The organism is Geodermatophilus sp. SYSU D00691 (assembly GCF_054050275.1).
Genome location: NZ_JBJGYZ010000058.1, coordinates 1 through 21,111, shown reverse-complemented (window position 1 = coordinate 21,111; position 21,111 = coordinate 1). Strand labels below are relative to the sequence as shown.

General features: G+C 75.0%; 25 protein-coding genes and 1 pseudogene. 17 read left to right on the top strand and 9 right to left on the bottom strand.

What is annotated here, in order from left to right; genetic code table 11:
- Window positions 1–100: pseudogene (locus ACI797_RS26700) on the top strand (IS982 family transposase); the annotation flags it as partial.
- A gap of 21 nt (window positions 101–121) precedes the next feature.
- Here ACI797_RS26700 and ACI797_RS26695 read toward each other — a convergent pair.
- The 4 genes from ACI797_RS26695 to ACI797_RS26680 all read right to left on the bottom strand — a co-directional run bounded on the left by ACI797_RS26695 (window position 122) and on the right by ACI797_RS26680 (window position 2,984).
- Window positions 122–784: a response regulator gene (locus ACI797_RS26695; RefSeq protein WP_456863490.1), complete on the bottom strand. Its 663-nt coding sequence runs from the start codon at window positions 782–784 to the stop codon at window positions 122–124.
- 85 nt (window positions 785–869) lie between these two features.
- Window positions 870–1,898, bottom strand: coding sequence for a type III polyketide synthase (locus tag ACI797_RS26690; protein WP_456863487.1), 1,029 nt, complete (start codon window positions 1,896–1,898; stop codon window positions 870–872).
- Between the two features lie 43 nt (window positions 1,899–1,941).
- Entirely contained in the window at window positions 1,942–2,646 is a 705-nt protein-coding gene (locus ACI797_RS26685; RefSeq protein ID WP_456863485.1) for a methyltransferase domain-containing protein, read from the bottom strand.
- Window positions 2,643–2,984, bottom strand: a complete 342-nt coding sequence (locus ACI797_RS26680; RefSeq protein ID WP_456863483.1) for a DUF3140 domain-containing protein — start codon at window positions 2,982–2,984, stop codon at window positions 2,643–2,645. The genes ACI797_RS26685 and ACI797_RS26680 overlap by 4 nt, the downstream gene beginning before the upstream one ends.
- Before the next feature lie 45 nt (window positions 2,985–3,029).
- On the opposite strand from ACI797_RS26680, the gene ACI797_RS26675 reads away from it, so the two are divergent.
- The 3 genes from ACI797_RS26675 to ACI797_RS26665 are packed head-to-tail and all read left to right on the top strand — an operon-like array spanning window position 3,030 to window position 4,752.
- A complete protein-coding gene (locus tag ACI797_RS26675; protein ID WP_456863480.1) occupies window positions 3,030–3,605 on the top strand; it encodes a DUF6328 family protein in 576 nt (191 codons plus the stop codon).
- 28 nt (window positions 3,606–3,633) lie between these two features.
- On the top strand, window positions 3,634–4,560 hold the full coding sequence (locus ACI797_RS26670) for a ribokinase (RefSeq protein WP_456863477.1): 927 nt from the start codon (window positions 3,634–3,636) through the stop codon (window positions 4,558–4,560).
- 39 nt (window positions 4,561–4,599) lie between these two features.
- Complete coding sequence (locus tag ACI797_RS26665; protein WP_456540429.1) at window positions 4,600–4,752, top strand: hypothetical protein; 153 nt, start codon at window positions 4,600–4,602, stop codon at window positions 4,750–4,752.
- Here ACI797_RS26665 and ACI797_RS26660 read toward each other — a convergent pair.
- The 3 genes from ACI797_RS26660 to ACI797_RS26650 form a co-directional block, all read right to left on the bottom strand.
- A complete protein-coding gene (locus ACI797_RS26660; protein WP_456863474.1) occupies window positions 4,743–6,323 on the bottom strand; it encodes a 4-coumarate--CoA ligase family protein in 1,581 nt (526 codons plus the stop codon). The two genes, ACI797_RS26665 and ACI797_RS26660, sit on opposite strands and share 10 nt — an antisense overlap.
- Window positions 6,324–6,385: 62 nt before the next feature.
- Window positions 6,386–7,543, bottom strand: coding sequence for an acyl-CoA dehydrogenase family protein (locus tag ACI797_RS26655; protein ID WP_456863471.1), 1,158 nt, complete (start codon window positions 7,541–7,543; stop codon window positions 6,386–6,388).
- 40 nt (window positions 7,544–7,583) lie between these two features.
- Window positions 7,584–8,738, bottom strand: a complete 1,155-nt coding sequence (locus ACI797_RS26650; RefSeq protein WP_456863468.1) for an acyl-CoA dehydrogenase family protein — start codon at window positions 8,736–8,738, stop codon at window positions 7,584–7,586.
- 50 nt (window positions 8,739–8,788) lie between these two features.
- Between ACI797_RS26650 and ACI797_RS26645 the strand changes: the two genes are divergently transcribed.
- From ACI797_RS26645 to ACI797_RS26605, 9 genes are all read left to right on the top strand, one after another.
- Window positions 8,789–9,805, top strand: coding sequence for a TIGR03617 family F420-dependent LLM class oxidoreductase (locus ACI797_RS26645; protein ID WP_456863465.1), 1,017 nt, complete (start codon window positions 8,789–8,791; stop codon window positions 9,803–9,805).
- Between the two features lie 90 nt (window positions 9,806–9,895).
- On the top strand, window positions 9,896–10,033 hold the full coding sequence (locus ACI797_RS26640) for a hypothetical protein (RefSeq protein ID WP_456863462.1): 138 nt from the start codon (window positions 9,896–9,898) through the stop codon (window positions 10,031–10,033).
- 162 nt (window positions 10,034–10,195) lie between these two features.
- Window positions 10,196–10,837: a TetR/AcrR family transcriptional regulator gene (locus ACI797_RS26635; protein ID WP_456540435.1), complete on the top strand. Its 642-nt coding sequence runs from the start codon at window positions 10,196–10,198 to the stop codon at window positions 10,835–10,837.
- A gap of 25 nt (window positions 10,838–10,862) precedes the next feature.
- Window positions 10,863–11,288 carry a hypothetical protein gene (locus ACI797_RS26630; RefSeq protein WP_456863459.1) on the top strand — a complete coding sequence of 142 codons (426 nt, stop codon included), beginning with the start codon at window positions 10,863–10,865 and terminating at the stop codon, window positions 11,286–11,288.
- A gap of 29 nt (window positions 11,289–11,317) precedes the next feature.
- Entirely contained in the window at window positions 11,318–11,494 is a 177-nt protein-coding gene (locus ACI797_RS26625; protein WP_456540437.1) for a hypothetical protein, read from the top strand.
- A 63-nt stretch (window positions 11,495–11,557) separates the two neighbouring features.
- A complete protein-coding gene (locus ACI797_RS26620; protein WP_456863456.1) occupies window positions 11,558–11,923 on the top strand; it encodes a lipopolysaccharide assembly protein LapA domain-containing protein in 366 nt (121 codons plus the stop codon).
- A 288-nt stretch (window positions 11,924–12,211) separates the two neighbouring features.
- Entirely contained in the window at window positions 12,212–14,056 is a 1,845-nt protein-coding gene (locus tag ACI797_RS26615) for an acyl-CoA dehydrogenase (protein ID WP_456863453.1), read from the top strand.
- A gap of 61 nt (window positions 14,057–14,117) precedes the next feature.
- On the top strand, window positions 14,118–14,336 hold the full coding sequence (locus ACI797_RS26610) for a hypothetical protein (protein WP_456863450.1): 219 nt from the start codon (window positions 14,118–14,120) through the stop codon (window positions 14,334–14,336).
- 10 nt (window positions 14,337–14,346) lie between these two features.
- A complete protein-coding gene (locus tag ACI797_RS26605; protein WP_456863448.1) occupies window positions 14,347–14,538 on the top strand; it encodes a hypothetical protein in 192 nt (63 codons plus the stop codon).
- A 63-nt stretch (window positions 14,539–14,601) separates the two neighbouring features.
- Here the strand turns inward: ACI797_RS26605 and ACI797_RS26600 are convergent, their stop codons facing one another.
- Complete coding sequence (locus ACI797_RS26600) at window positions 14,602–15,966, bottom strand: MFS transporter (protein ID WP_456863445.1); 1,365 nt, start codon at window positions 15,964–15,966, stop codon at window positions 14,602–14,604.
- Window positions 15,967–16,232: 266 nt separating this feature from the next.
- On the opposite strand from ACI797_RS26600, the gene ACI797_RS26595 reads away from it, so the two are divergent.
- The 4 genes from ACI797_RS26595 (at window position 16,233) to ACI797_RS26580 (ending at window position 20,611) form a co-directional block, all read left to right on the top strand.
- Entirely contained in the window at window positions 16,233–16,982 is a 750-nt protein-coding gene (locus tag ACI797_RS26595; RefSeq protein WP_456863442.1) for a 3-hydroxybutyrate dehydrogenase, read from the top strand.
- A 65-nt stretch (window positions 16,983–17,047) separates the two neighbouring features.
- On the top strand, window positions 17,048–18,844 hold the full coding sequence (locus ACI797_RS26590; RefSeq protein ID WP_456863439.1) for a helix-turn-helix domain-containing protein: 1,797 nt from the start codon (window positions 17,048–17,050) through the stop codon (window positions 18,842–18,844).
- A 19-nt stretch (window positions 18,845–18,863) separates the two neighbouring features.
- Window positions 18,864–19,781, top strand: a complete 918-nt coding sequence (locus ACI797_RS26585) for a 3-methyladenine DNA glycosylase (RefSeq protein WP_456863436.1) — start codon at window positions 18,864–18,866, stop codon at window positions 19,779–19,781.
- Entirely contained in the window at window positions 19,778–20,611 is an 834-nt protein-coding gene (locus ACI797_RS26580) for a tyrosine-protein phosphatase (RefSeq protein ID WP_456863433.1), read from the top strand. Before ACI797_RS26585 ends, ACI797_RS26580 begins: the two co-directional genes overlap by 4 nt.
- A 58-nt stretch (window positions 20,612–20,669) precedes the next feature.
- On the opposite strand, the gene ACI797_RS26575 is transcribed toward ACI797_RS26580, so the two are convergent.
- Window positions 20,670–20,825 carry a hypothetical protein gene (locus tag ACI797_RS26575; protein WP_456863430.1) on the bottom strand — a complete coding sequence of 52 codons (156 nt, stop codon included), beginning with the start codon at window positions 20,823–20,825 and terminating at the stop codon, window positions 20,670–20,672.
- Window positions 20,826–21,111 lie beyond the last annotated feature (286 nt).

The window sequence follows — 21,111 nt, the reverse complement described above, 5'->3', positions numbered from 1 at the left end:
CCGGGTCGCCCAACGGCTTCTTGCCCTCACCGCCGCCATCTGGCACAACCGCGCCACCGGCCAGCCGATCACCCGATCCCTGATCGCCTACGACCACTGACCCCCGATCGGACTTACTCGTCTAGCCCTGCGGGCGGTCGCGCAGCTCCGTGGCGAGGATCGCCGCCTGGGTGCGCCGCTCCAGGCCGAGCTTGGCCAGCAGGTGGCTGGTGTAGTTCTTGACCGTCTTCTCGGCCAGGCCCATGCGGTCGCCGATCTGGCGGTTGGTCAGGCCCTCCCCGATCAGCCGCAGCACGGTGCGCTCCTGGTCGGTCAGCGCGGCCAGCTTGCTGCGCCCGTCGGCCGGCCGCCGCGCCGGGGCACCGCGCGGCGGCCCGGCGCCGGGGTCGAAGAGGGTCCCGCCCGCGGCGACCGTGCGCACCGCCGACACCAGCGCCGGCCCGCGGACCTGCTTGAGCAGGTAGCCGGAGGCGCCGGCGCGCACCGCGGCGGCGAGCGCCTCCTCGTCGGCGTAGCTGGTGAGCACGAGGGTGCGCATCCCCGGCACCCGGGCCCGCAGCTGCCGGCACACCTCGGCGCCGCTGCCGTCGGGCAGCCGCATGTCCACCACGACGACGTCGGGCCGGACGGCGGGCACGCGGGCGAGCGCCTCGGCCACCGAGCCCGCCTCGCCCGCGACGGTGATGCCGGGGTCCTCCTCCAGGACCTCGGCCACCCCTCGCCGGACGATCTCGTGGTCGTCGACGAGGAAGACCCGGACCGGCGCCGCCGTGCTCCGTTGCACGAGCCCCGCCCCCCTTCCGGACGAGCCGGAACTGCAAGGTTGAAGCGTAGGGCCCAACGTCCCTGGGTGGGGACTTCCGACCCGCCTACGTGGGCAGCAGCAGGGTGGCGTACAGCGTGAGCCCGGGCCCGAAGGCCATCGCCACCACCGGCCCGTCGACGTCGGCGAGCTCCTGCAGCACGAGCAGCACCGTCGCCGAGGAGCAGTTGCCGTGCTCGGCCAGCACGCGCCGGGAGGCGGCCAGCGCCGACTCGGCCAGCCCCAGCTCGTCGCGGACGACGTCGAGGATCCGGGGTCCGCCGGGGTGCACCGCCCACCCGGCGACGTCCTCCACCCGCAGGCCCGCACCGGTGAGCAGCTCGTCGACGACGTCGCCGACGTGCCGGGCCAGCACGTCGGGCACCCGCGGGGAGAGCCCCATGCGGAAGCCCAGGTCGGTGACGTCCCAGGTCATGTGGTCGGCGGTGGAGGGGTCGGTGCGCGCCACCACCCCGGCCAGCCGGCGGCCGCGGCCCGCGCCGGGCTCGAGCACGACGGCGGCGGCCGCGTCGGAGAACAGCGCGTGCGCGACGACCTGCTCGAGGTCGGCCTGCGCGGGCTGGACGTGCAGGCTGGTCAGCTCGCAGCAGAGCAGGACCGCGGGCCGCCCGCGGGCCGCCACGAAGTCGCCCGCCGCGGCCAGGCCCGGGATCGCGGCGTAGCAGCCCATGTGGCCGACCAGCAGCCGCTGCAGCCCGGCCGGCATGCCGAGGTCGCTGGCCAGGCGGATGTCGAGGCCGGGGGTGGCGTAGCCGGTGCAGGTGGTGACGGCGAACAGGCCGACGTCGCCGGGCGCCAGGCCGGCCGCGTCGAGGGCGCCGGCCACCGCCTGCTTGCCCAGGGGCAGCGCCTCCTCGACGTAGCGGGCCATCCGCGCGCCGGTGCCCCAGCCGCTGAGGTCCTCGTCGACGGGGTTGGCGACCGCGTGCCGCGTGCGGACGCCGGCCGAGGCGAAGATCCGCCGGGCGGCGCGCACGCCCGCGTAGTGCCGGGCGAAGTAGCCCTCCCAGACGGCGTCCTGGCCGAGGGTCGCCGGCAGGGCCGCGCCCGCGCCGGTCAGCACCGCCGGGTTCACCGCTGGTCCGCCCGCATCCCCCGACGGTAACTGCGCATCCGGCTCACCGCTTGCGGCCGTAACCAGCGAAGACGACCGCCGTGGAGCGGATCGGCTTCATCCGGACCATCTGCCGGCGGCCGAGCTTCCACGCGATCGCCTCCCGCATCGACGGCCGCAGACCCACCAGCCGGAGGTCGAGCCCGAGCCGGTCGGCGGCCGCGAGCAGGCGGCGGCGGTCGACGAACAGCGCCGGGTCGTGCAGTCCCGGCGGCGGCCCGCCGGGCACGTGCTCGAGGAGGCGGACCATCACCAGCTCCGACAGCTTCGTGTCGGCCAGGGCGTCGAGCACGAGGGTGCCGCCGGGGCGCAGCAGCCGGGCGCACTCGGCGAGGACGGCGACGTCGTCGTCCACGTGCTCGAGCACCTCGCCGGCGACGACGACGTCGGCGCACCCGTCGGCCAGCGGGACCGAGAGCACCGACCCCAGGACCGGCAGGACGCAGTGCTCACCGGCGATCTCCAGATTGCGCCGGCGGATGTCGACGCCGACGTGCCGGTAGCCGAGCCGCTGCACGTGGGGGGCCATGAGCCCACCGCCGCAGGCGAGGTCGACCAGCACCGCACCCGACCGGGGCGCCGGCGGCAGGTGCTCGGCGCGGGAGGCGGCGAGCCAGTGCAGGGCGGCGAACCCGCCCGCGGGGTCCCACCACTGGTCGGCCAGCAGGTCGTACTGGGCGGGGTCGTTGCGGCGCAGCTCCGTGGTCACGCCGACTTCAACGGATCATGGCCCCAGTTCATCAGCGAGTACCGCCACTTCGACGTCTCGACGTCCTCCTTGGCGGGCTCCTGCGCCAGGTGCCGCTGCACGTAGCCGTGGACCTTGCGCATGTGGTCGAGGTCGTCGTCGGTGAGGTCGGCCTTCTTCGTGCGCAGGAGCTCGACGATCCGCCGTCCGGACGCGTGGCCGGTGGACTCCCCCGCACCGTCCTTCTGCCCGACGGCCTGGGACTCGTCGGTGTCCAGCCACGCCTCCAGCTCGCCGGCGGTCATGTTGACCGCGTCGGCGAAGTCGCGGCGGACGGTGTCGGCGTCCTTCTCGGCCAAGGGAGCTCCCGGGTGTCGGCTGCGCGGAGCGGGTACCTCCGGGACGTGGGAGGGAAACCGGAGCTGTCGCTGCTGCCGCACCGCGAGCGGTTCGGCGCCGAGGCGACGGCGCAGAGCGCGCGGACGCGCGGGGAGACGGTGGACCAGCTGCTCGACCGCAACCTGGCCGAGCTGCTGCAGGAGCTGCGCGTCGCCATCACCGGTGTGCAGGTGCTGTTCGCGTTCCTGCTCGGGCTGGCGTTCACGCAGCGCTTCGAGGAGCTCGACGGCTTCCAGGTCGGCGTCTACACGCTGACCCTGCTGTCGACGGCGCTGGCCACGCTCGCGCTCATCGCGCCGGTGTCGTTCCACCGCATGGTGTTCCGCCGCCGGCAGAAGGCGGGGCTGGTGACCGTGGCCGACCGGCTCCTCATGACCGGCCTGGGCCTGCTGGTGGTCGCGATCAGCGCCGGCGTGCTGCTGGTGCTCGACGTCGTCCTGGGCCGCTGGGCGGGGGTGCTGAGCGGCGGCGTGCTCGCGCTGGTCGGGATCACCACCTTCTACCTGCTGCCCCTCTGGGCGCGCCGCTCCGGTCTCGGGACGGCCACCGACCCGCAGGAGGAGGCCGACCGGGAAGGATGACCGGGCCCGCTCACCCTGGGAGGCCCGGATGTCCGTCACCGTCGTCGGCAGCCTGAACGAGGACGTGCTCGTCCGGGTGCGGCGGCTGCCCGGCCGCGGCGAGACGGTGATCGGCGAGGGGACGACGCTGGCGCCGGGCGGGAAGGGCGCGAACCAGGCCGCCACCGCGGGACGGCTGGCGCCGGGCGTGCACATGATCGGCCGCGTCGGCGACGACCCGGCCGGCACGCGGCAGCTGGCCGCGCTGGCCGAGTCGCGGGTGAACGTCAGCCGGGTGCACCGCACGCCGGGCGCGCCGACCGGCACCGCCACCATCCCGGTGGAGGAGGGCAGCGGCGAGAACCTGATCGTCGTCGTCCCGGGGGCGAACGGGGAGGTGACCGCGGACGACGTGGTCGCCGAGCCGGTCCACCGGGCCGACGTCCTGCTGCTGCAGCTGGAGATCCCCCTCGCGGCGGTCACCGCGGCCGCCGCGGCCGCCGGCGGGACCGTCGTCCTCACCCCGGCCCCGCCGCGCGAGCTGCCGGCCGACCTCCTGGCGCGGGTCGACGTGCTCGTGCCCAACGAGCACGAGCTGGCCGCCCTGGCCGGGGCACCCGCCGGCGAGCGGGGTCCGGCCGAGCTGGCAGGGCTGGCGCGGTCGGTCACGTCGTCGGCGGTCGTGGTCACGCTCGGCGCCCGGGGCGCGCTCGTCGTCCCCGCCGGCGGCGGCGCGGTGCTGCTGCAGGCGCCGCCCGCGGTGACCGCGCTCGACACCACCGGCGCCGGCGACTGCTTCTGCGGCGCGCTGGCCGCCGCCCTGGCCGAGCGCGTGCCGCTGCCCGAGGCGGTGCAGTACGCCGTCGCGGCCGCCGCCCTGTCGACGACCGGTCCCGGCGCCCGCGGCGCGCTGCCGGAGGACGCCGCCGTCCGGGAGGCGCTGGCCCGCACCCCGGCCGCGGTCGAGGTCGGCTGACCCCGTTTCACGAGGTCACGCCCGGGCACAGCACGCGGCATGACCGAACCCGAGCGCACGCCGCACACCAGCGAGCCGGCCGAGGGCGACGCCGACCCCGGCCGCGAGGTCGACGCCCGCACCCCGCACCCGCAGCAGCCGGCCGAGGGCGACGACGTCGGAGAGGGCGCCGACACCCCGGGTCAGGCCTGACCGGCGGTCTCCTTCTCCCGGGCGCGCAGCTCGCGGCGCAGGATCTTCCCGCTCGCCGCCTTGGGCACCGCGTCGATGAACTCCACGCGGCGCACCCGCTTGTACGGCGCGGTGTGCTCGGCGACGTACGCGAGCACCTCGTCCTCGGTGGCGCTGCTGCCGGGCGCGCGGACGACGAACGCCTTGGGCACCTCGTCGCCCTTCTCGTCGTAAACGCCGATGACCGCGGCGTCGGCGACGTCGGGGCTGGCCAGCAGCACGGCCTCCAGCTCGGCCGGCGCGACCTGGTAGCCCTTGTACTTGATCAGCTCCTTGACCCGGTCGACGACGAACCACCAGCCGTCCTCGTCGACGACGCCGATGTCGCCGGTGTGCAGCCAGCCGTCGGCGTCGATGAGCGTGTCGGTCTCCTCCGGCCGGCCGAAGTAGCCCTTCATCCGCTGCGGCCCGCGGATCCAGATCTCGCCCTCCTCGCCGGGGCCGACGTCCTCGCCGGTCTCGACCGACACCAGCCGCGCCTCGGTGGAGGGGAAGAGCTTGCCGACCGTCCCGGGCGGGGCGGACCGGGCGGTGCCGTCGGGCACCAGGTGGGTGCCGGGGCTGAGCTCGGTCATGCCGTACGCCTGGCCGATCTCGCAGCCCAGCCGGTCGGCGCACACCTGCGCGAGCTCGGCGTCGAGCGGAGCGGCGGCGCTCAGGAGGAAGGTGAGGGCGGAGAAGTCGCGGCCCTCGACGGCCGGGTGCTTGGCCAGCGCCAGGACGACCGGGGGCGCCACGTAGGCCCGCGTGATGCGGTGCTGTTCCATCACGTCGAGGAACTGGGTCAGGTCGAAGCGCGGCAGCACGACCACGGTGGCGCCCTTGCGCAGCGCCACGTTCATCAGCACGGTCATGCCGTAGATGTGGAAGAACGGCAGGACGGCGACGATGCGGTCCTCCGGGCCCATGGTGTGCAGCGCGTCGATCTGCGCCAGGTTCACCCCGATGCTGGCGTGGGTCAGCATCACGCCCTTGGGCAACGCCGTCGTCCCCGACGAGTAGGGCAGGACGGCGACGTCCTCGGCCGGGTCGACGGCGACCTCGGGCGCCGGGCCCTGCGCGGCCAGGAGGTCCTGCACGCTGGGGTGGCCCTCGACCCGGTCGCAGGTCCACACGGGCCGCTCCCCGGCCGCCTCCAGCGCGACCGGCAGCAGCGCGCCGACGGTGACCACGAGGGCGGCGCCGGAGTCGGCGAGCTGGCCGGCCATGTCCTTGGCGGTGGCCAGCGCCGACAGGGTGGTGACCGTGGCGCCGGCCCGGCTGGCCGCGTAGAAGACGACCGGGTAGAGCACCGTGTTCGGGCTGTGCAGCGCGACGACGTCCCCCGGCTCCACGCCGATCTCGGCGAAGCCCGCCGCCATCCGCTCGACCATGTGCGCCAGCTGCGCGTAGCCGATGGTCCGGCCGGTGACGCCGTCGACCAGGGCGGGGTGGTCGCCGCGGGCGGCGGCGTCGGCCAGCACGGTCTGCCAGATGGGCGTCGTCGGCGTCTCGACCGGCGGGTACTCGCTGGTGTGGATGCGCTGGGACACGTGTCCTCCAGGATCGACGTGCTTCATCGCGATCGAGCACGCGTGCTTGATCGCGACGAAGCTCAGTAGGAGCGGGGGAGCTGCAGGTCGTGCTGGGCGACGAAGCTGAGGATCATCTCGCGGCTGACCGGCGCGATCCGGCTGACGCGGGACATCGCCAGCAGCGCGGCCACGCCGTACTCCTGGGACAGGCCGCTGCCGCCGTGGGTCTGGATGGCCTGGTCGACGGCGTGCACCGCGGCCTCGGCGGCGGCGTACTTGGCGCTGTTGGCCGCGCTGCCGGCGTCGCGGCCGGCGTCGATGAGCCAGGCCGCCTTCTGCGTCATCAGGCGGGCCAGCTCGATCTCGACCTGGCAGGCGGCCAGCGGGTGCGCCAGCCCCTGGTGCGCGCCGATCGGCGTCCCCCACACCTGGCGCTCGCGCGCGTAGGAGGTCGCCTTGGCCATGGCCAGCCGGGCCACCCCCAGCGAGTAGGCGGCGGCCATGACCCGTTCGGGGTTCAGGCCGGCGAACAGCTGCGCGATGCCCTGGTCGGGGTGCCCCACCAGGGCGTCGGCGGGCAGCCGGACGTCGTCCAGGAACAGCTGGAACTGCCGCTCCGGGCTGATGATCTCCATCGGGATGGGGTGCGCGGTCAGCCCCGGCGCGTCGGTGGGGACGACGAACAGCGCCGGCCGCAGCGTGCCGGGCGGGCCGTCGGCCAGCCGCCCCACCACGAGCACCGCGTCGGCCTGGTCGACGCCGCTGATCCACACCTTGCGGCCGGAGAGCAGCCAGTCGTCGCCGTCCCGGCGGGCGACCGTGCCGATGCGGTGCGAGTTGGAGCCGGCGTCGGGCTCGGTGATCGCGAAGGCCATGGTGGTCGAGCCGTCGGCGAGCCCGGGCAGCCAGCGCTCCCTCTGCGCCTCGGTGCCGTAGCGGGCGATGACCGTGCCGCAGATGGCGGGCGAGACGACCATCATCAGCAGCGGGCAGCCCGCCGCGCCGAGCTCCTCGAGCACGAGCGAGAGCTCGACCATCCCGCCCCCGCCGCCGCCGTACTCCTCGGGCAGGTTCACGCCGAGGAAGCCGGCCTTGCCCGCCTCGTGCCAGAGGGCGTCGGTCCGGCCACCGGCGCGGGCCTGCTCGAGGAAGTACGGCTGGCCGTAGCGGGCCCCGAGGTCGGCGACCGCCGCCCGCAGGGCGCGCAGCTCCTCGCCCTCGTCGAAGTCCAAGGTCACCGGCTGACCTCATCACGCGTGCGGCTCCCGCCACAACGGCTCAGGGCGCCGCGTACCCGAGCAGCCGCCCGGCGAGGTCGGCGAGCACCTCGGTCGCCCCGCCGCCGATGCCGAGGATGCGGACGTCGCGGTAGTGGCGCTCCACCTCGGAGTCGCGCAGGTAGCCCACGCCGCCGTGCAGCTGGACCGCCTGGTCGACCACCCACTCCCCCGCGGCGACGGCGGCGTTCTTGGCCAGGCACGCCTCGGCCGTCACGTCCTGGCCCGCGACGTGGCGGACGACGACGGCGCGGGTGTACGTGCGGGCCAGCTCCACCCGCTGGCGCGCCTCGACCAGCCGGTGCACCACGGCCTGCCGGGCGGCCAGCGGGGTCCCGAACGTCGTGCGCTGCTGCGTCCACTCCCGCGTCAGCGCCAGCGCCCGGTCGGCGACGGCGTAGGCGTGCACGGCCAGCGCGAGCCGCTCGGTCACGAACTGCCGGGCGAGCTGCGCGGAGCCGCTGCCCTCCGGACCGACCAGGTGGCCCAGCGGGACCCGGACCCCCGCGTAGCCCAGCTCGGCGGTGTCGGAGCAGTGCCAGCCCATCTTCGCCAGCCGGCGGTCGACGGTGAACCCGGGCGAGCCGCGCTCGACGACGAGCAGGCTGATCCCGCGGGCGCCGCGCCCGCCGGTGCGCACCGCCGTCGTCACGAAGTCGGCGCGGGCGCCGCTGGTGATGAAGGTCTTGGCGCCGTCCACCACCCACTCGTCGCCGTCGCGGACCGCGCGGGTGCGCAGCGCCCCGACGTCCGACCCGCCGCCGGGCTCGGTGACGGCCAGCGAGCCGATCAGCTCGCCGGCCAGCGTGGGGCGGACGAAGCGGTCGACCAGGTCGGCGTCGCCGGCCGCGATCACGTGCGGCAGCGCGATGGAGTGCGTGAACAGGGCGGCGAGCAGGCCGCTCGACGCGCCGGCCGCGACCATCGCCTCGAGCACGGTGACGACGTCGACCAGGTCGCCGCCCTGCCCGCCGACCTCCTCCGGGAAGCCGACGCCGAGCAGGCCGGCCGCGGCGGCGTCCCGGTGCAGCTCCCGGGGCACCTCGCCGGCGTCCTCCCACGCGGCGAGCCCGGGCAGCACCGACCGGTGGACGAAGGCCGCCGCGGTCTCGCGCAGCGCCCGCCGCTCCGGCGTCGTCCACGGGTCGACGGTCACGAGGCGGGACGGTAGCGGGGGTCGGCGGCCGTGGGGCAGGCTCCCGAGCCGTGCTCCTCGACGCCGCGCTGCTGTCCACCGGGATCGACGACGTGCCCGCCACCGCCCGCGAGCTGGAGGCGCGCGGGTACGCGGGCATCTGGGCCTCGGAGGTCGCCCACGACCCGTTCCTGCTGCTGCACTCCGCCGGGGCGGCGACCACGCGCGTGACCGTCGGGACGGCGATCGCCGTCGCGTTCGCGCGCTCGCCGATGACGCTCGCGTCGACCGCCCACGACCTGCAGCGCTACACCCGCGGTCGCTTCGTGCTGGGCCTGGGCACCCAGATCAAACCGCACGTCGAGCGGCGGTTCTCCATGCCGTGGGGCAAGCCGGTGGCGCGGATGCGGGAGTTCATCGGGGCGCTGCACGCCATCTGGGGCGCGTGGCAGGAGGGCACCCCGCTGCGCTTCGAGGGCGAGTACTACCGGCACACCCTCATGACGCCGATGTTCTCGCCGCCGCCGCACGAGTGGGGCGCGCCGCCGCTGTACCTGGCCGCCGTCGGCCCGGCGATGACCCGGCTCGTGGGCGAGGTGGCCGACGGGCTGCTCGTGCACGGCTTCACCACGGCGCGCTACCTGCGCGAGCGGACGCTGCCGGCGCTGGAGGAGGGCCTGGCCGCGGCGGGCCGGACGCGCGCCGACGTGACCGTGAACCTGCCGGGGCTGGTCGTCACCGGCCGCACCGAGGAGGAGCTCGCCGAGGCCGCGGCGGCGGTCAAGGGCACGATCGCCTTCTACGGCAGCACGCCGGCCTACCGCCCCGTGCTGGAGCTGCACGGCTGGGCCGCGCTGGGCGAGGACCTGCATGCGCTGTCGGTCAGCCGCCGCGAGGACAGGTGGACGGCGATGCGGGACCTCGTCGACGACGACGTCCTGGCCGAGTTCGCCGTCGTCGGGACGCCGGAGGAGCTCGGCGGCCGGGTGCGGGACCGGTTCGGCGGGCTGGTCGACCGGTTCAGCGTGTACGCCTCGTACCCGTCGTCGCTCGACCTGTGGGACCCCCTGCTGGCCGACCTCCGCTGAGGCGGACGTGACGGAGATCATCCCCACTGCGAGCGGGATCACCGGTTCGGGGCTGTTTTCGCCGCTGGGGGCACGGGCAGGCTGGTCGGCATGGACGACACCCAGCGCGAGATCCGAGTAGCCGACGGCGCCGCGACGGAGCAGTCCGACGGGTCCCGCCCCCAGGAGACCGCGGTCCTGCCCACCGCGCGGCTGCTGGCCAACCCCCGGCGCATCCGCCGCAACTGACCGGCCGGCGCCGGGGGCGCGCTGCGATCTCACCGAGAGTGGCCACAACGGCCCCAGAGACCCCCAGTGCACCGCACAACTCGATCGCCCCTGGTCACACAGAGCAACCATCCCCGGCGTGCCGCGAACTCTTCCGTCACGCGCTGCGGCAGCATCCCTCGCGTGACCGCCGCCCTGAAGCTAGCCCCTGCCGACGACGCGTCGGCCCCGGTCCGCCGCAGCCGCGCCGAGCGGCAGGCGATCGTCCTCGACACCGCTGAGCGCCTCTTCGCGACGCGCAGCTCGCGGAGCGTCGGGATGGACGAGCTGGTGCGCGAGACGGGCCTGGGCAAGATGACCGTCTACCGGCTCTTCAAGAGCAAGGACGAGCTGGTCGGCGCCTACCTGGCCCGCAAGGCCGCCACCGTGCTGGCCTCGATCGACGCCGAGCTGCTGCGGTGCGACGGCGACCCGCGGGCCGCGCTGCTGGCGGTCGTCGACCACGTCGAGCGCGACGTGACCCGCACCGGCTTCCGCGGCTGCCCGTTCACCAACGTGAGCAGCGAGTACGACGACGCGCAGCACCCCGCCCGCGTGGCCGCCGCCGACTACAAGTTCGAGCTGCACGGCCGCCTGGAGCGCCTGGCCGACGAGCTGCTGCCCGGTGCCGGCGAGGACCTGGCCGCGCAGATCCACCTGATCATCGACGGCATGTACCTCTCCGGCGGCCTGCTCGGCCCCGACGGCCCGGCCTCCCACGGCCGGCAGCTCGCCGAGAAGCTGATCGACCACGCCGCCGAGCTGGCGGGTACGGCGCGCGCCTGACGCCGGCCGCCCGCAGGATGGGCCGGTGAGCACCGATCGCACCCGTTCCGACCTCGACGACACTACGGTGGAGGCCCTCGGCAAGCTCTCGGAGGCCCTCGAGGCCGCCGAGCACGCCCGCGGGCTGCTCTACGGCTTCCACCGGCTCACCGGCACCGCCGACCTGACCCTGCAGGAGGCGGTGGAGCTGTTCCGCAAGGCGGGCCACACCGCGCTGGCCGACGACCTCGACCGCGACCTCGTCGGCCGCAACGTCATCGCCGACCGGTGGACGTTCCAGATCGTCGAGGACTACGACGCCAGCTACTGGTCGACCTTCCGCGCCTTCGACGAGCGCGCGCGCGACGAGCTGGCCGATGGCGACCGGCACGTGTTCGAGGCGCGGATGAAGCAGCGCGAGCGCACGCCGGGCCACCCGCGGCACGAGGCCGGACCGGCGCTGTCCGACTGACCGCGCGCGGGCCGGGGTAGACGCGGGTGGTGACGACGCCGACGGGCAAGGACGACGCCGAGCTCGACCCGGACGCGGCCCCGCTGGGCAGCGCCGTGGCCCCGCCCGACGACGAGGACTCCGGCGGCGCCCCGTCCGGGCCGGCGTCCGGCCAGGCGGGGCCGTCCTACCCGCCCGCCGGGAGCGAGCCCGACGCGCACCGGTGACGGATCGGTATCGCTGCGCGGCCGGGCCGTGACCTCGGCGTCGGCGCGCAGGAGACTGGGCGCGTGACCGCGCCCCAGCCCCCGATCGGCAGCCCAGGCCCCTCCGGCGTCCCGGGCGGTCCCGGCGGGCCGCTGCCCGGGACCCCCGGCGCCCCCGGCCCCGTCGGCACCCGGCCGCCCGCCCCTGCGTCCGGCCGTGGGCGCGGGAAGACCATCGGCTGGTCGCTGGCCGCGGCGCTGCTGATCTTCGTGACCGTCCTGCTGGTGCTGTTCGTCGTCTTCAACACGCAGACGGTCGACATCAGCCTGGTGTTCGGCAACATCGAGGCGCCGCTGGTGCTGGCGCTGGTGATCGCCGCCGCGCTCGGCGGGCTCGTCGTCGCCCTGGCCGGCATCGCCCTGCGCGCGCGCCGCGCCAAGAAGCCCTGACACCGGCCCGCGGCCACGATCAGCTGACCTGATCCCGCGGACTCCTCCCCCACGCCGCACCACGAGGGAGGACCTCTTCCGGTGGGGGAGGACGGCGGGCCCCCCGCGCCGCGCGGCCGCCACCCCCACCGCCGACCGCGAGGCCCGCGACCACACCGCGAGGGTCGCCCGTCCACCCCGGACGAGCGTCCTCGCGGGCGTGCGGCTTGCTCTTGCTACTCGCGAGTAATAGCGTTTGTTACTGGCGAGTAAGCGAGCGCCGTCACACCGAGCACAGGAGCCTCCGGCATGGGCCACTACACCGCGAACCTGCGGGACCTCGAGTTCAACCTCTTCGAGTTCCTCGACACCAAGGACCGGTTCGGCACCGGGCCGTTCGAGCAGATGGACGCCGAGACCGCGCGCGGGGTGCTCGCCGAGATCCGCAAGCTGGCCGAGGGCCCGATCGCCGAGTCCTTCGCCGATGCCGACCGCAACCCGCCGGTGTTCGACCCGTCGACGCACTCGGTCACGCTGCCCGAGTCGTTCAAGAAGTCGGTCCGCGCCCTCGAGGACGGCGAGTGGTACCGGCTCGACCTGCCCGAGGAGCTCGGCGGCTTCGGCGCCCCCCACGCCCTGTCGTGGGCCGCCTTCGAGATGGTCCTCGGCGCGAACCCCGCCGTCTTCATGTACGGCGCGTGGGCCGCCTTCGCCGGTGTGCTGCACGAGCTCGGCACCCCCGACCAGCAGCGGCTGGCCGAGCTGATGATCGAGCACAAGTGGGGCGCCACGATGGTGCTCACCGAGCCCGACGCCGGCTCCGACGTGGGCGCCGGCCGCACCAAGGCGGTGCAGCAGGAGGACGGCTCCTGGCACATCACCGGCGTCAAGCGGTTCATCACCAGCGCCGAGCACGACCTCAGCGACAACATCGTGCACCTGGTCCTGGCCCGCCCGGAGGGCGCGAAGCCCGGCACCAAGGGCCTGTCGCTGTTCGTCGTCCCCAAGTTCCACGTGGACCTCGAGACCGGCGCGCTCGGCGAGCGCAACGGCGTCTACGTGACCAACGTCGAGAAGAAGATGGGCCTCAAGGTCTCCACGACCTGCGAGCTCACCTTCGGCGACGGGCCGGTGCCGGCCAAGGGCTGGCTGGTCGGCGAGGTGCACGACGGCATCGCGCAGATGTTCAAGGTCATCGAGCACGCCCGGATGTTCGTGGGCGCCAAGGCCATCGCCACCCTGTCGGCCGGCTACCAGCAGGCGCTGGCCTTCGCCAAGGAGCGGGTGCAGGGCGCCGACCTGACCGCGACCAGCAAGGACGCCCCGCGGGTCACCATCACCCACCACCCGGACGTGCGCCGGTCGCTGATGCTGCAGAAGTCCTACGCCGAGGGCATGCGGGCGCTCTACCTCTACGCCGCCACCTTCCGCGACCAGGTCATCCAGGCCGAGGCCGAGGGCGCCGCCGACAGCGAGCAGGCAGTGCTGGCGGCCAAGGTCAACGACCTGCTGCTGCCGGTGGTCAAGGGCTTCGGCTCCGAGCGCGCCACCCAGCTGCTCACCGCCGAGTCGCTGCAGACCCTCGGCGGCTCCGGCTACCTGCAGGACTACCCGATCGAGCAGTACATCCGCGACTCCAAGATCGACACCCTCTACGAGGGCACGACGGCGATCCAGGGCCAGGACTTCTTCTTCCGGAAGATCGTCAAGGACGGCGGCGTCGCGCTGACCTGGCTGGCCTCGCAGATCCAGGCCACGATCGACGCCGAGGTGGGCAACGGCCGGCTCAAGGAGGAGCGGGCGCTGCTGGCCACCGCCCTCTCCGACGTGCAGGGCATGCTGACGGCGATGTTCGGCCACCTCACGGCCGCGCAGGAGGACATGAGCAGCCTGTACAAGGTCGCCCAGAACACCTCGCGCCTGCTGCTGGCCGCCGGTGACCTGATCACCGCCTGGCTGCTGGTCCGCCAGTCGGAGGTCGCCCTGGCCGCGCTCGCCGGCGAGGTGAGCGAGAAGGACCGGCACTTCTACGAGGGCAAGCTCGCCGCGACCCGCTTCTTCTGCACCCAGGTGCTGCCGAAGCTGACCGCCGAGCGCTTCGTCGTCGAGAACACCGACAACGCGCTCATGGAGGTGCCCGAGGCGGCCTTCTGAAGAAGGACCGTCGCGGCGGCCGTCGCCGTTTCCGGGGGCCCGGCCTGGGCATGGTCGGACCATGACCGACCCTGCGGGCAGCGACCGCATCCAGCAGGACGTCCCCACCGCCTCGGGCAGCGGCGACAACAGCGACAGCGGGTCCGGGTCCTCGTTCGAGGACGTCCCCCTGACCCGTGAGGAGGCCGTCGAGCGGGACGCCGCGTCGCCGGACGAGCAGCCCGCCCGGGGTGGCAGCGACCTCTCCACCGCGCAGCGCGCCGAACCCGACCCGGCCTAGGAGGAGCACCGTGACCGAGTCCCAGCCCACCGGCTACCGCGAGTCCCCGGACACGACCGACGCCGACTCGAGCAGCAACATGGTCGACGGCACGCCCGGCAACGACGCGAGCGACGGCGGGGAGCGCGACGTCCCCCTGACCACCGACGACGAGGCGCAGCGGGACGACGGCGTCGCCCGCCCCGGCAACACCTCCGACTGACGACACGCCAAGGGGCTCCCCGCGACCGGCCGGTCGCGGGGAGCCCCTTCGTGCGTGCGGCGGCTACACGCCCGCCGCGGTGCGCCCGTCCTCGAGCACGACGGCGTCGTCCCCGTCGAGGCTCCGCTTGCGGGTCTCGCCGTACGAGAAGACGGCGATCAGCGTGATCACCGAGCAGGCGACCAGGTACAGCGTCACCGCGGTGGTGTTCGGGTCCTCGAAGCTCCCCAGCAGGGCGACGGCGAGCAGCGGCGCCGGCGCGCCGGCGACCACCGAGGCCAGCTGCGCACCCACCGAGACACCGGTGTAGCGGGCCTTGGTGCCGAAGAGCTCGGAGAAGAACGCCGCCTGCGGCCCGTACATGGCGCCGTGGAAGAGCAGGCCGACGGTGATGGCCACGAACGTCAGGCCGAAGTTGCCGGTGTTCAGCAGGCCGAAGAGCGCGAACGCCCACACGCCGACGCCGACGGCACCGATCACGTACACCGGCCGGCGGCCGATGCGGTCGGACAGCGCCCCCCACAGCGGGATGGTCACCAGGTGCACGGCGGAGGCGAGCAGCAGCGCGTTGAGCGCGAAGGAGGAATCGACACCCTCCGCGTTGACCAGGTACGCGGTCGTGAACGCCGTGAGCAGGTAGAAGGAGACGTTCTCCGCGATCCGGGCGCCCATCGCGACGAGGACCTCCCGCTTGTAGCGCGAGAGCACCGTGACGATCGGCGCCTTCTCGGCCACGCCGCTGGCGGCCGCCTTCTCGGCGGCGGCGCGCTGCGCCTCGAGGAAGACCGGCGACTCGCTGACCGCCAGCCGGACCCACAGACCGACCAGGATGAGCACGGCCGAGAGCAGGAACGGGATCCGCCAGCCCCAGGCGGCGAACTGCTCGTCGGACTGGAACACCGCGAGGAGCGCCAGCACGCCGGTGGCCAGCAGCTGGCCGGCAGGTGCGCCGGCCTGCGGCCAGGACGCCCAGAAGCCCCGGTGTTGCGGCTTGCCGTGCTCGGAGACGATCAGGACGGCCCCGCCCCACTCACCGCCCAGTGCGAAGCCCTGGACCAGGCGCAGGAAGACCAGCAGCGCCGGCGCCAGCGCGCCGACGGTGGCGTATGTGGGGAGCAGGCCGATCGCGAAGGTGGCGCCGCCCATCATGAGCAGCGAGATCACGAGCAGCTTCTTGCGGCCCAGCCGGTCACCGAAGTGCCCGAAGACCAGGGCGCCGATAGGACGGGCGGCGAAGCCGACCGCATAGGTCGCGAACGCCGAGAGGACTCCGATGAAGTCGGTCTGCTCCGGGAAGAAGAGCGGCCCGAAGACGAGCGCGGCGGCCGAGCCGTAGAGGAAGAAGTCGTACCACTCGACGGTGGTGCCGACGATGCTCGCGCCGACGACGCGGCCGAAGCGCGTGCCGGAGGTGGCGGGTGCGGACATGGGGGGAGGTCTCCTCGTCGAGAGGCCGGGAGGTGCAGTCCTCCCGACGCTAGGAGCCGGTGACGGGCGTCACCATGTGGCGACCGGCCGCGAAAGCCCGGCGGACCATGTGGTGCGCGCCCACACCGGGTGCGTACCGGCGGTCCGTCCCGGGTCCGGCCGTGCGGCCGCGTTACCCGCGATGGCGCCGCGCCACACGGTCGCCCCCCGGGGTGTGTGGCGGCGCAACGTGCGCGCACTGCACGCCCCCGGCATACCGTGCTGCCATGGCCGACGAGCTGGTGGGACGACGGGCACTGGTCACCGGGGGCGCCTCGGGCATCGGACGCGCGTGCGCGCAGCGGCTCGCCGCGGCCGGCGCCTCGGTGGTCGTGGTGGACCGGGACGCGGAGGCCGCCAAGGCCGTCGCCGACGAGGTCGGCGGGCTCGCCGTCGTCGCCGACCTGTCCGACCTCGACGCGGTCGACGACCTCGACCTGGACGTCGACGTCCTGGTCAACAACGCGGGGCTCCAGCACGTGGCGCCGCTGCACGAGTTCCCCGTCGACCGGTTCTCCCACATCCTCCGGCTGATGCTCGAGGCACCGTTCCGCCTGGTCCGCGGCGCGCTGCCGCACATGTACGCCCGCGGCTGGGGCCGGGTGGTGCACCTCAGCTCGATCCACGGGCACCGCGCCTCGGCCTTCAAGTCCGCCTACGTGACGGCGAAGCACGGCCTGGAGGGCCTGTCGAAGGTGATCGCCCTCGAGGGCGCCGAGCACGGCGTCACCTCCAACTGCGTCGCCCCCGCCTACGTGCGCACCCCGCTGGTGGAGGGGCAGATCGCCGACCAGGCCCGCGCGCACGGACTGTCGGAGGACGAGGTGGTGGAGCAGGTGATGCTCGCCCCCGCCGCGGTGAAGCGCCTGCTCGAGCCGGCGGAGGTGGCCGAGGCCGTCGCCTACCTCTGCTCCCCCGCCGCCGCGTCGGTCACCGGCACGTCGCTCCTGCTCGACGGCGGCTGGAGCGCCCACTGACGGCCGCGGAGTACTTCCAGCTGCTGCTCGACGACGCCGCGGCGATCGAGTACGAGCGGCCGCTGGTGCGCGCCCGCGCCGCGGGCGCCGACGGCACCACCGTCGCCGAGCTGGAGCAGCTGAAGCTCCTCGCGCTGCGCGTGCGCGAGGCGTTCGCCGCCCGCCGCCGGCGGGAGTCGGAGCTGGCCGCCCTGTTCGACACCGCCGGCGACCTCGCCGCGCTGCGCAGCGTCGACTCGGTGCTGACGGCGATCGTCCGCCGGGCCCGCCAGCTGCTCGGCACCGACGTCGCCTACCTGACGCTCAACGACGAGGGCCGCGGCGACACCTACATGCGGGTGACCGACGGGTCGGTCTCGGCGCGGTTCCAGGCGCTGCGGCTCGGCATGGGCGAGGGCCTCGGCGGGCTGGTCGCGCAGACGGCGTCGCCCTACGCGACGGCGGACTACTCGCGGGACGACCGGTTCCTGCACACCGCCGAGATCAACGGCGGGGTCAACGAGGAGGGCCTGGTCGCCATCCTCGGCGTCCCGCTCATCCGCGGCTCGTCGGTGATGGGCGTCCTCTACGCCGCCGACCGCAGCCAGCGCTCCTTCGACCGCTCGGAGGTGGCGCTGCTCGGGTCGCTGGCCGCGCACGCCGCGATCGCCCTCGACAACGCCCGGCTGCTGGAGGAGACCCGCAGCGCCCTCGAGGAGCTCTCCGCCGCCACCCGCGAGCTGCGCGCCCACACGACCTCCGTCGAGCGGGCGGCCGAGGCGCACGACCGGTTCATCGACGTCGTGCTCCGCGGCGGCGGGGTGGAGGACGTCGCCGGGGCGGTGACCGAGGTGCTCGGTGGCCGGATCACCGTGCTCGACGAGGAGGGCCGCCCGTCGCCGGGAGGACCGGACGACGCCCTCCCGCCCGACCCCGCGGCCGCCCTGGCGCAGGCCCGGGCGACCGGGCGGACCGCGCGGGACGGCAGCTGGTGGACCACCGCGGTCACGGTGGGCAACGAGCTGCTCGGCGGCCTCGTGCTGCACCGGGACGACGACCTGTCGGGCGCCGACCAGCGGATCCTGGAGCGGGCGGCGCTGGTCACGGCGCTGCTGCTGCTCATCCGCCGGACGGCGAGCGAGGCGGAGAACCGCGTGCGCGGCGAGCTGCTCGACGAGCTGCTGACCGCCCCGGGGCGCGACCCCGACGGCCTGCGCGAGCGCGCGCGGCGGTTCGGGGCCGACCTGGACCAGCCGCACGCCGTCGTCGTCGCCGAGGTGCCGGACACGCGTCGCGCGCGGGCGCTCGCCGCCGCCGTGCACCTGGCCGCGACGCGGGGCGGCCTGGCCGGCCTGCACGACGGGCGGGTCGTGCTGTGCGTACCGGGGATCGGCCCGGAGGAGGCGGCCGCCACCGCCGGGCGCGAGCTCTCCGGCGCCGGAGGGGCGCCCGTCACCGCCGGGGCGGCCGGGCCCGCGGCGGGCGCGGCCGGCCTGGCGACGGCGTACGCCGAGGCCTCCCGCTGCACCGCGGCGCTGCTGGCCCTCGGGCGGTGCGGTCAGTCCGCCAGCGCCGCGGGGCTCGGCTTCGTCGGGCTGCTCATCGGCGAGCACCGCGACGTCCCCGGCTTCGTGACGGCGACCGTCGGCCCCGTCGTCGAGTACGACCGGCGGCGCGGCACCGCGCTCGTGGCGACCCTGGAGGCCTGGTTCGACGCCGGCGGCTCACCGGCCCGCGCGGCCGAGGCGCTCGGCGTGCACGTCAACACGGTGGGCCAGCGGCTCGACCGGATCGGCCGCCTGCTGGGCGCGGACTGGTCCGCGCCCGGCCCCGCCCTCGAGCTGCAGCTGGCCCTGCGGCTGCTGCGGCTCACCTCCGCCTGACCGTCCGTACCCTGGACCGGTGCGCGCTGAGGTCTGGCAGGAGCGGTCGCGCCTGCACGCCGAGCGCGCCGATGCGCTGACCGCCGGCCACCGGGCCCGCAGGGCCACGGGCGAGCGGCACGCCGTCGAGGACTTCCTGTTCGAGTACTACAGCACCCGCCCGTCGCTGCTGCGCCGCTGGCACCCGGGCGCCGGCGTCGTCCTCGCGCCGGCCGACGGCGGCCCGGCCCCGCACGCGGACTGGCGCTGGTACGCCACCGGTGACGACGGCGCCGTCCGGCTCGACGTCGCCGCGTTCGCCGCCGACCGCGGCGACACGGTCCGCTTCGTGCACCGGCTGCTGTCGGCCACCGCCGCCCGCCAGGTCCACACCGGCTGCTTCGGACTGCACGAGTGGGCCATGGTCTACCGCCAGGACGGGCACCGGCACCCGCTGCCGCTGCGGCTCGGCCAGGCCGGCACCGACGCCGTCGTCGAGGCGCACCCGGTCCGCTGCTCGCACTTCGACGCCTTCCGGTTCTTCACCCCGGCCGCCGTCCCGCTCAACCGGCTGCAGCCGACCCGCGCCACGCAGGTCGACCTCGAGCAGCCCGGCTGCCTGCACGCCTCGATGGACCTGCACAAGTGGGCCGGCAAGCTGGCCCCCGCCGTGCCCGGCGAGCTGGCCCTCGACTGCTTCGAGCTCGCCCGCGACGTGCGCCTGCTCGACATGCAGGCCTCGCCGTACGACCTGTCCTCCTACGGCCAGCCCGCGGTCGCGGTCGAGACGGCGGAGGGCAAGGCGGAGTACGTGCGGCGCCAGCGGGCGTTCGCCGAGCGGGCGGCGGGACTCCGGGAGCGGCTGATCGCCGTCTGCGCCGGGCTGCTGGCGCGTACGGGTCGCGGCAACCGTCTCGACACCGTCCCGTCGTCCGGGCGCCGTACCGTCGAGGCGTGACCTCCCCGCACCCCGACCGCTGGATCCGGCTCGCCGGCACCGCCAACACCCGCGACCTGGGCGGCCTGCCCACCACCGACGGCGGGCACACGCTGCCCGGCCGGATCCTGCGCAGCGACAACCTGCAGACCCTGACCGCCGACGACGTCCGCCTGCTCGTCGACGAGCTCAAGGTGCGCGAGGTGATCGACCTGCGCACCACCGCCGAGGTCCTGCTGGAGGGCCGCGGCCCGCTGCGCGACGTCCCCGACGTGGTGCACCGGCACTTCTCGCTGCTGCCCGAGCGGGGGCACCGCACCGACGTCTTCGCCGTCGAGGAGGACGACGAGCTGCCGGAGCTGCCCGCGGGCTGGCAGGAGTCGGTGCTGCCGCGGCAGGTGGCCGAGGGCGACGAGCACGAGCCGCCGGCGGTGCGCTCCTACCTCGGCTACCTGCACGACCGGGCCGACGCCGTGGTCGAGGCGCTGCGCGCCCTGGCGGACGGCGGACCGGGTGCGGCGGTCGTCCACTGCGCCGCCGGCAAGGACCGCACCGGGGTCGTCGTGGCGCTCTCGCTCGCGGTGGCGGGCGTGCCCCACGACGAGATCGTCGCCGACTACGCGCTGACCGCCCAGGTCATCCACGACATCGTCGCCCGGCTGGCCGCCACGCCCACCTACGCCGAGGACATGCAGCGCCGCGCCGTCGCCGACCACACCCCGCACGCCGCGACGATGGAGGGGCTGCTGCGGGTGCTGGACGAGCGGCACGGCGGGCCGATCGGCTGGCTGGAGAGCCACGGCTTCGGCGCCGACGACCGCGCGGCGCTGCGCTCACGCCTGCGCGACTGAGCCGACGGACGACGACGGCCCCGCCTCCTGCGGGAGGCGGGGCCGTCGTCGTGCGCGTTCAGCGAGGGACGCTGTTGTACGCGTGGCTCGAGGCCAGCGTCAGCAACTCGTCGACCATCGCCGGGCCGGTCGCGCGGGCGAGGGCGCTGTCGAGCGCCCGCCGCGTCCGCGCCGCCTGCCGACGCTCGCGCCAGCTGGACGTCACGCTGCTCATCTCTACTGCTCCTTCTAAGGCCGTCTCGGTGTTGCACCCGTACTAATGCAGGCACAACGGAGACTATTCCTAAGAACTGAAGGCAGTAGCGTGGAACCACCGAGAGAACTTCACCCCGCGGGGTGAGCTTCGCCTCACCCCGCGGCCGCGAGGACCGCACGGACCGCCTCGCGAGCGGCGTGCGGGGGGGGGGGGGGGGGGGGGGGGGGGGGGGGGGGGGGGGGGGGGGGGGGGGGGGGGGGGGGGGGGGGGGGGGGGGGGGGGGCGGGGGGCGCCGCCCGGGCGG

Coding starts and splice junctions, on each gene's coding strand:
- ACI797_RS26640 (WP_456863462.1), top strand. CDS start 9,896: ATGGACGACACCCAGCGCGAGATCCGAGTAGCCGACGGCGCCGCGACG.
- ACI797_RS26665 (WP_456540429.1), top strand. CDS start 4,600: ATGACCGAACCCGAGCGCACGCCGCACACCAGCGAGCCGGCCGAGGGC.
- ACI797_RS26600 (WP_456863445.1), bottom strand. CDS start 15,966: ATGTCCGCACCCGCCACCTCCGGCACGCGCTTCGGCCGCGTCGTCGGC.
- ACI797_RS26595 (WP_456863442.1), top strand. CDS start 16,233: ATGGCCGACGAGCTGGTGGGACGACGGGCACTGGTCACCGGGGGCGCC.
- ACI797_RS26670 (WP_456863477.1), top strand. CDS start 3,634: ATGTCCGTCACCGTCGTCGGCAGCCTGAACGAGGACGTGCTCGTCCGG.
- ACI797_RS26610 (WP_456863450.1), top strand. CDS start 14,118: ATGACCGACCCTGCGGGCAGCGACCGCATCCAGCAGGACGTCCCCACC.
- ACI797_RS26615 (WP_456863453.1), top strand. CDS start 12,212: ATGGGCCACTACACCGCGAACCTGCGGGACCTCGAGTTCAACCTCTTC.
- ACI797_RS26575 (WP_456863430.1), bottom strand. CDS start 20,825: ATGAGCAGCGTGACGTCCAGCTGGCGCGAGCGTCGGCAGGCGGCGCGG.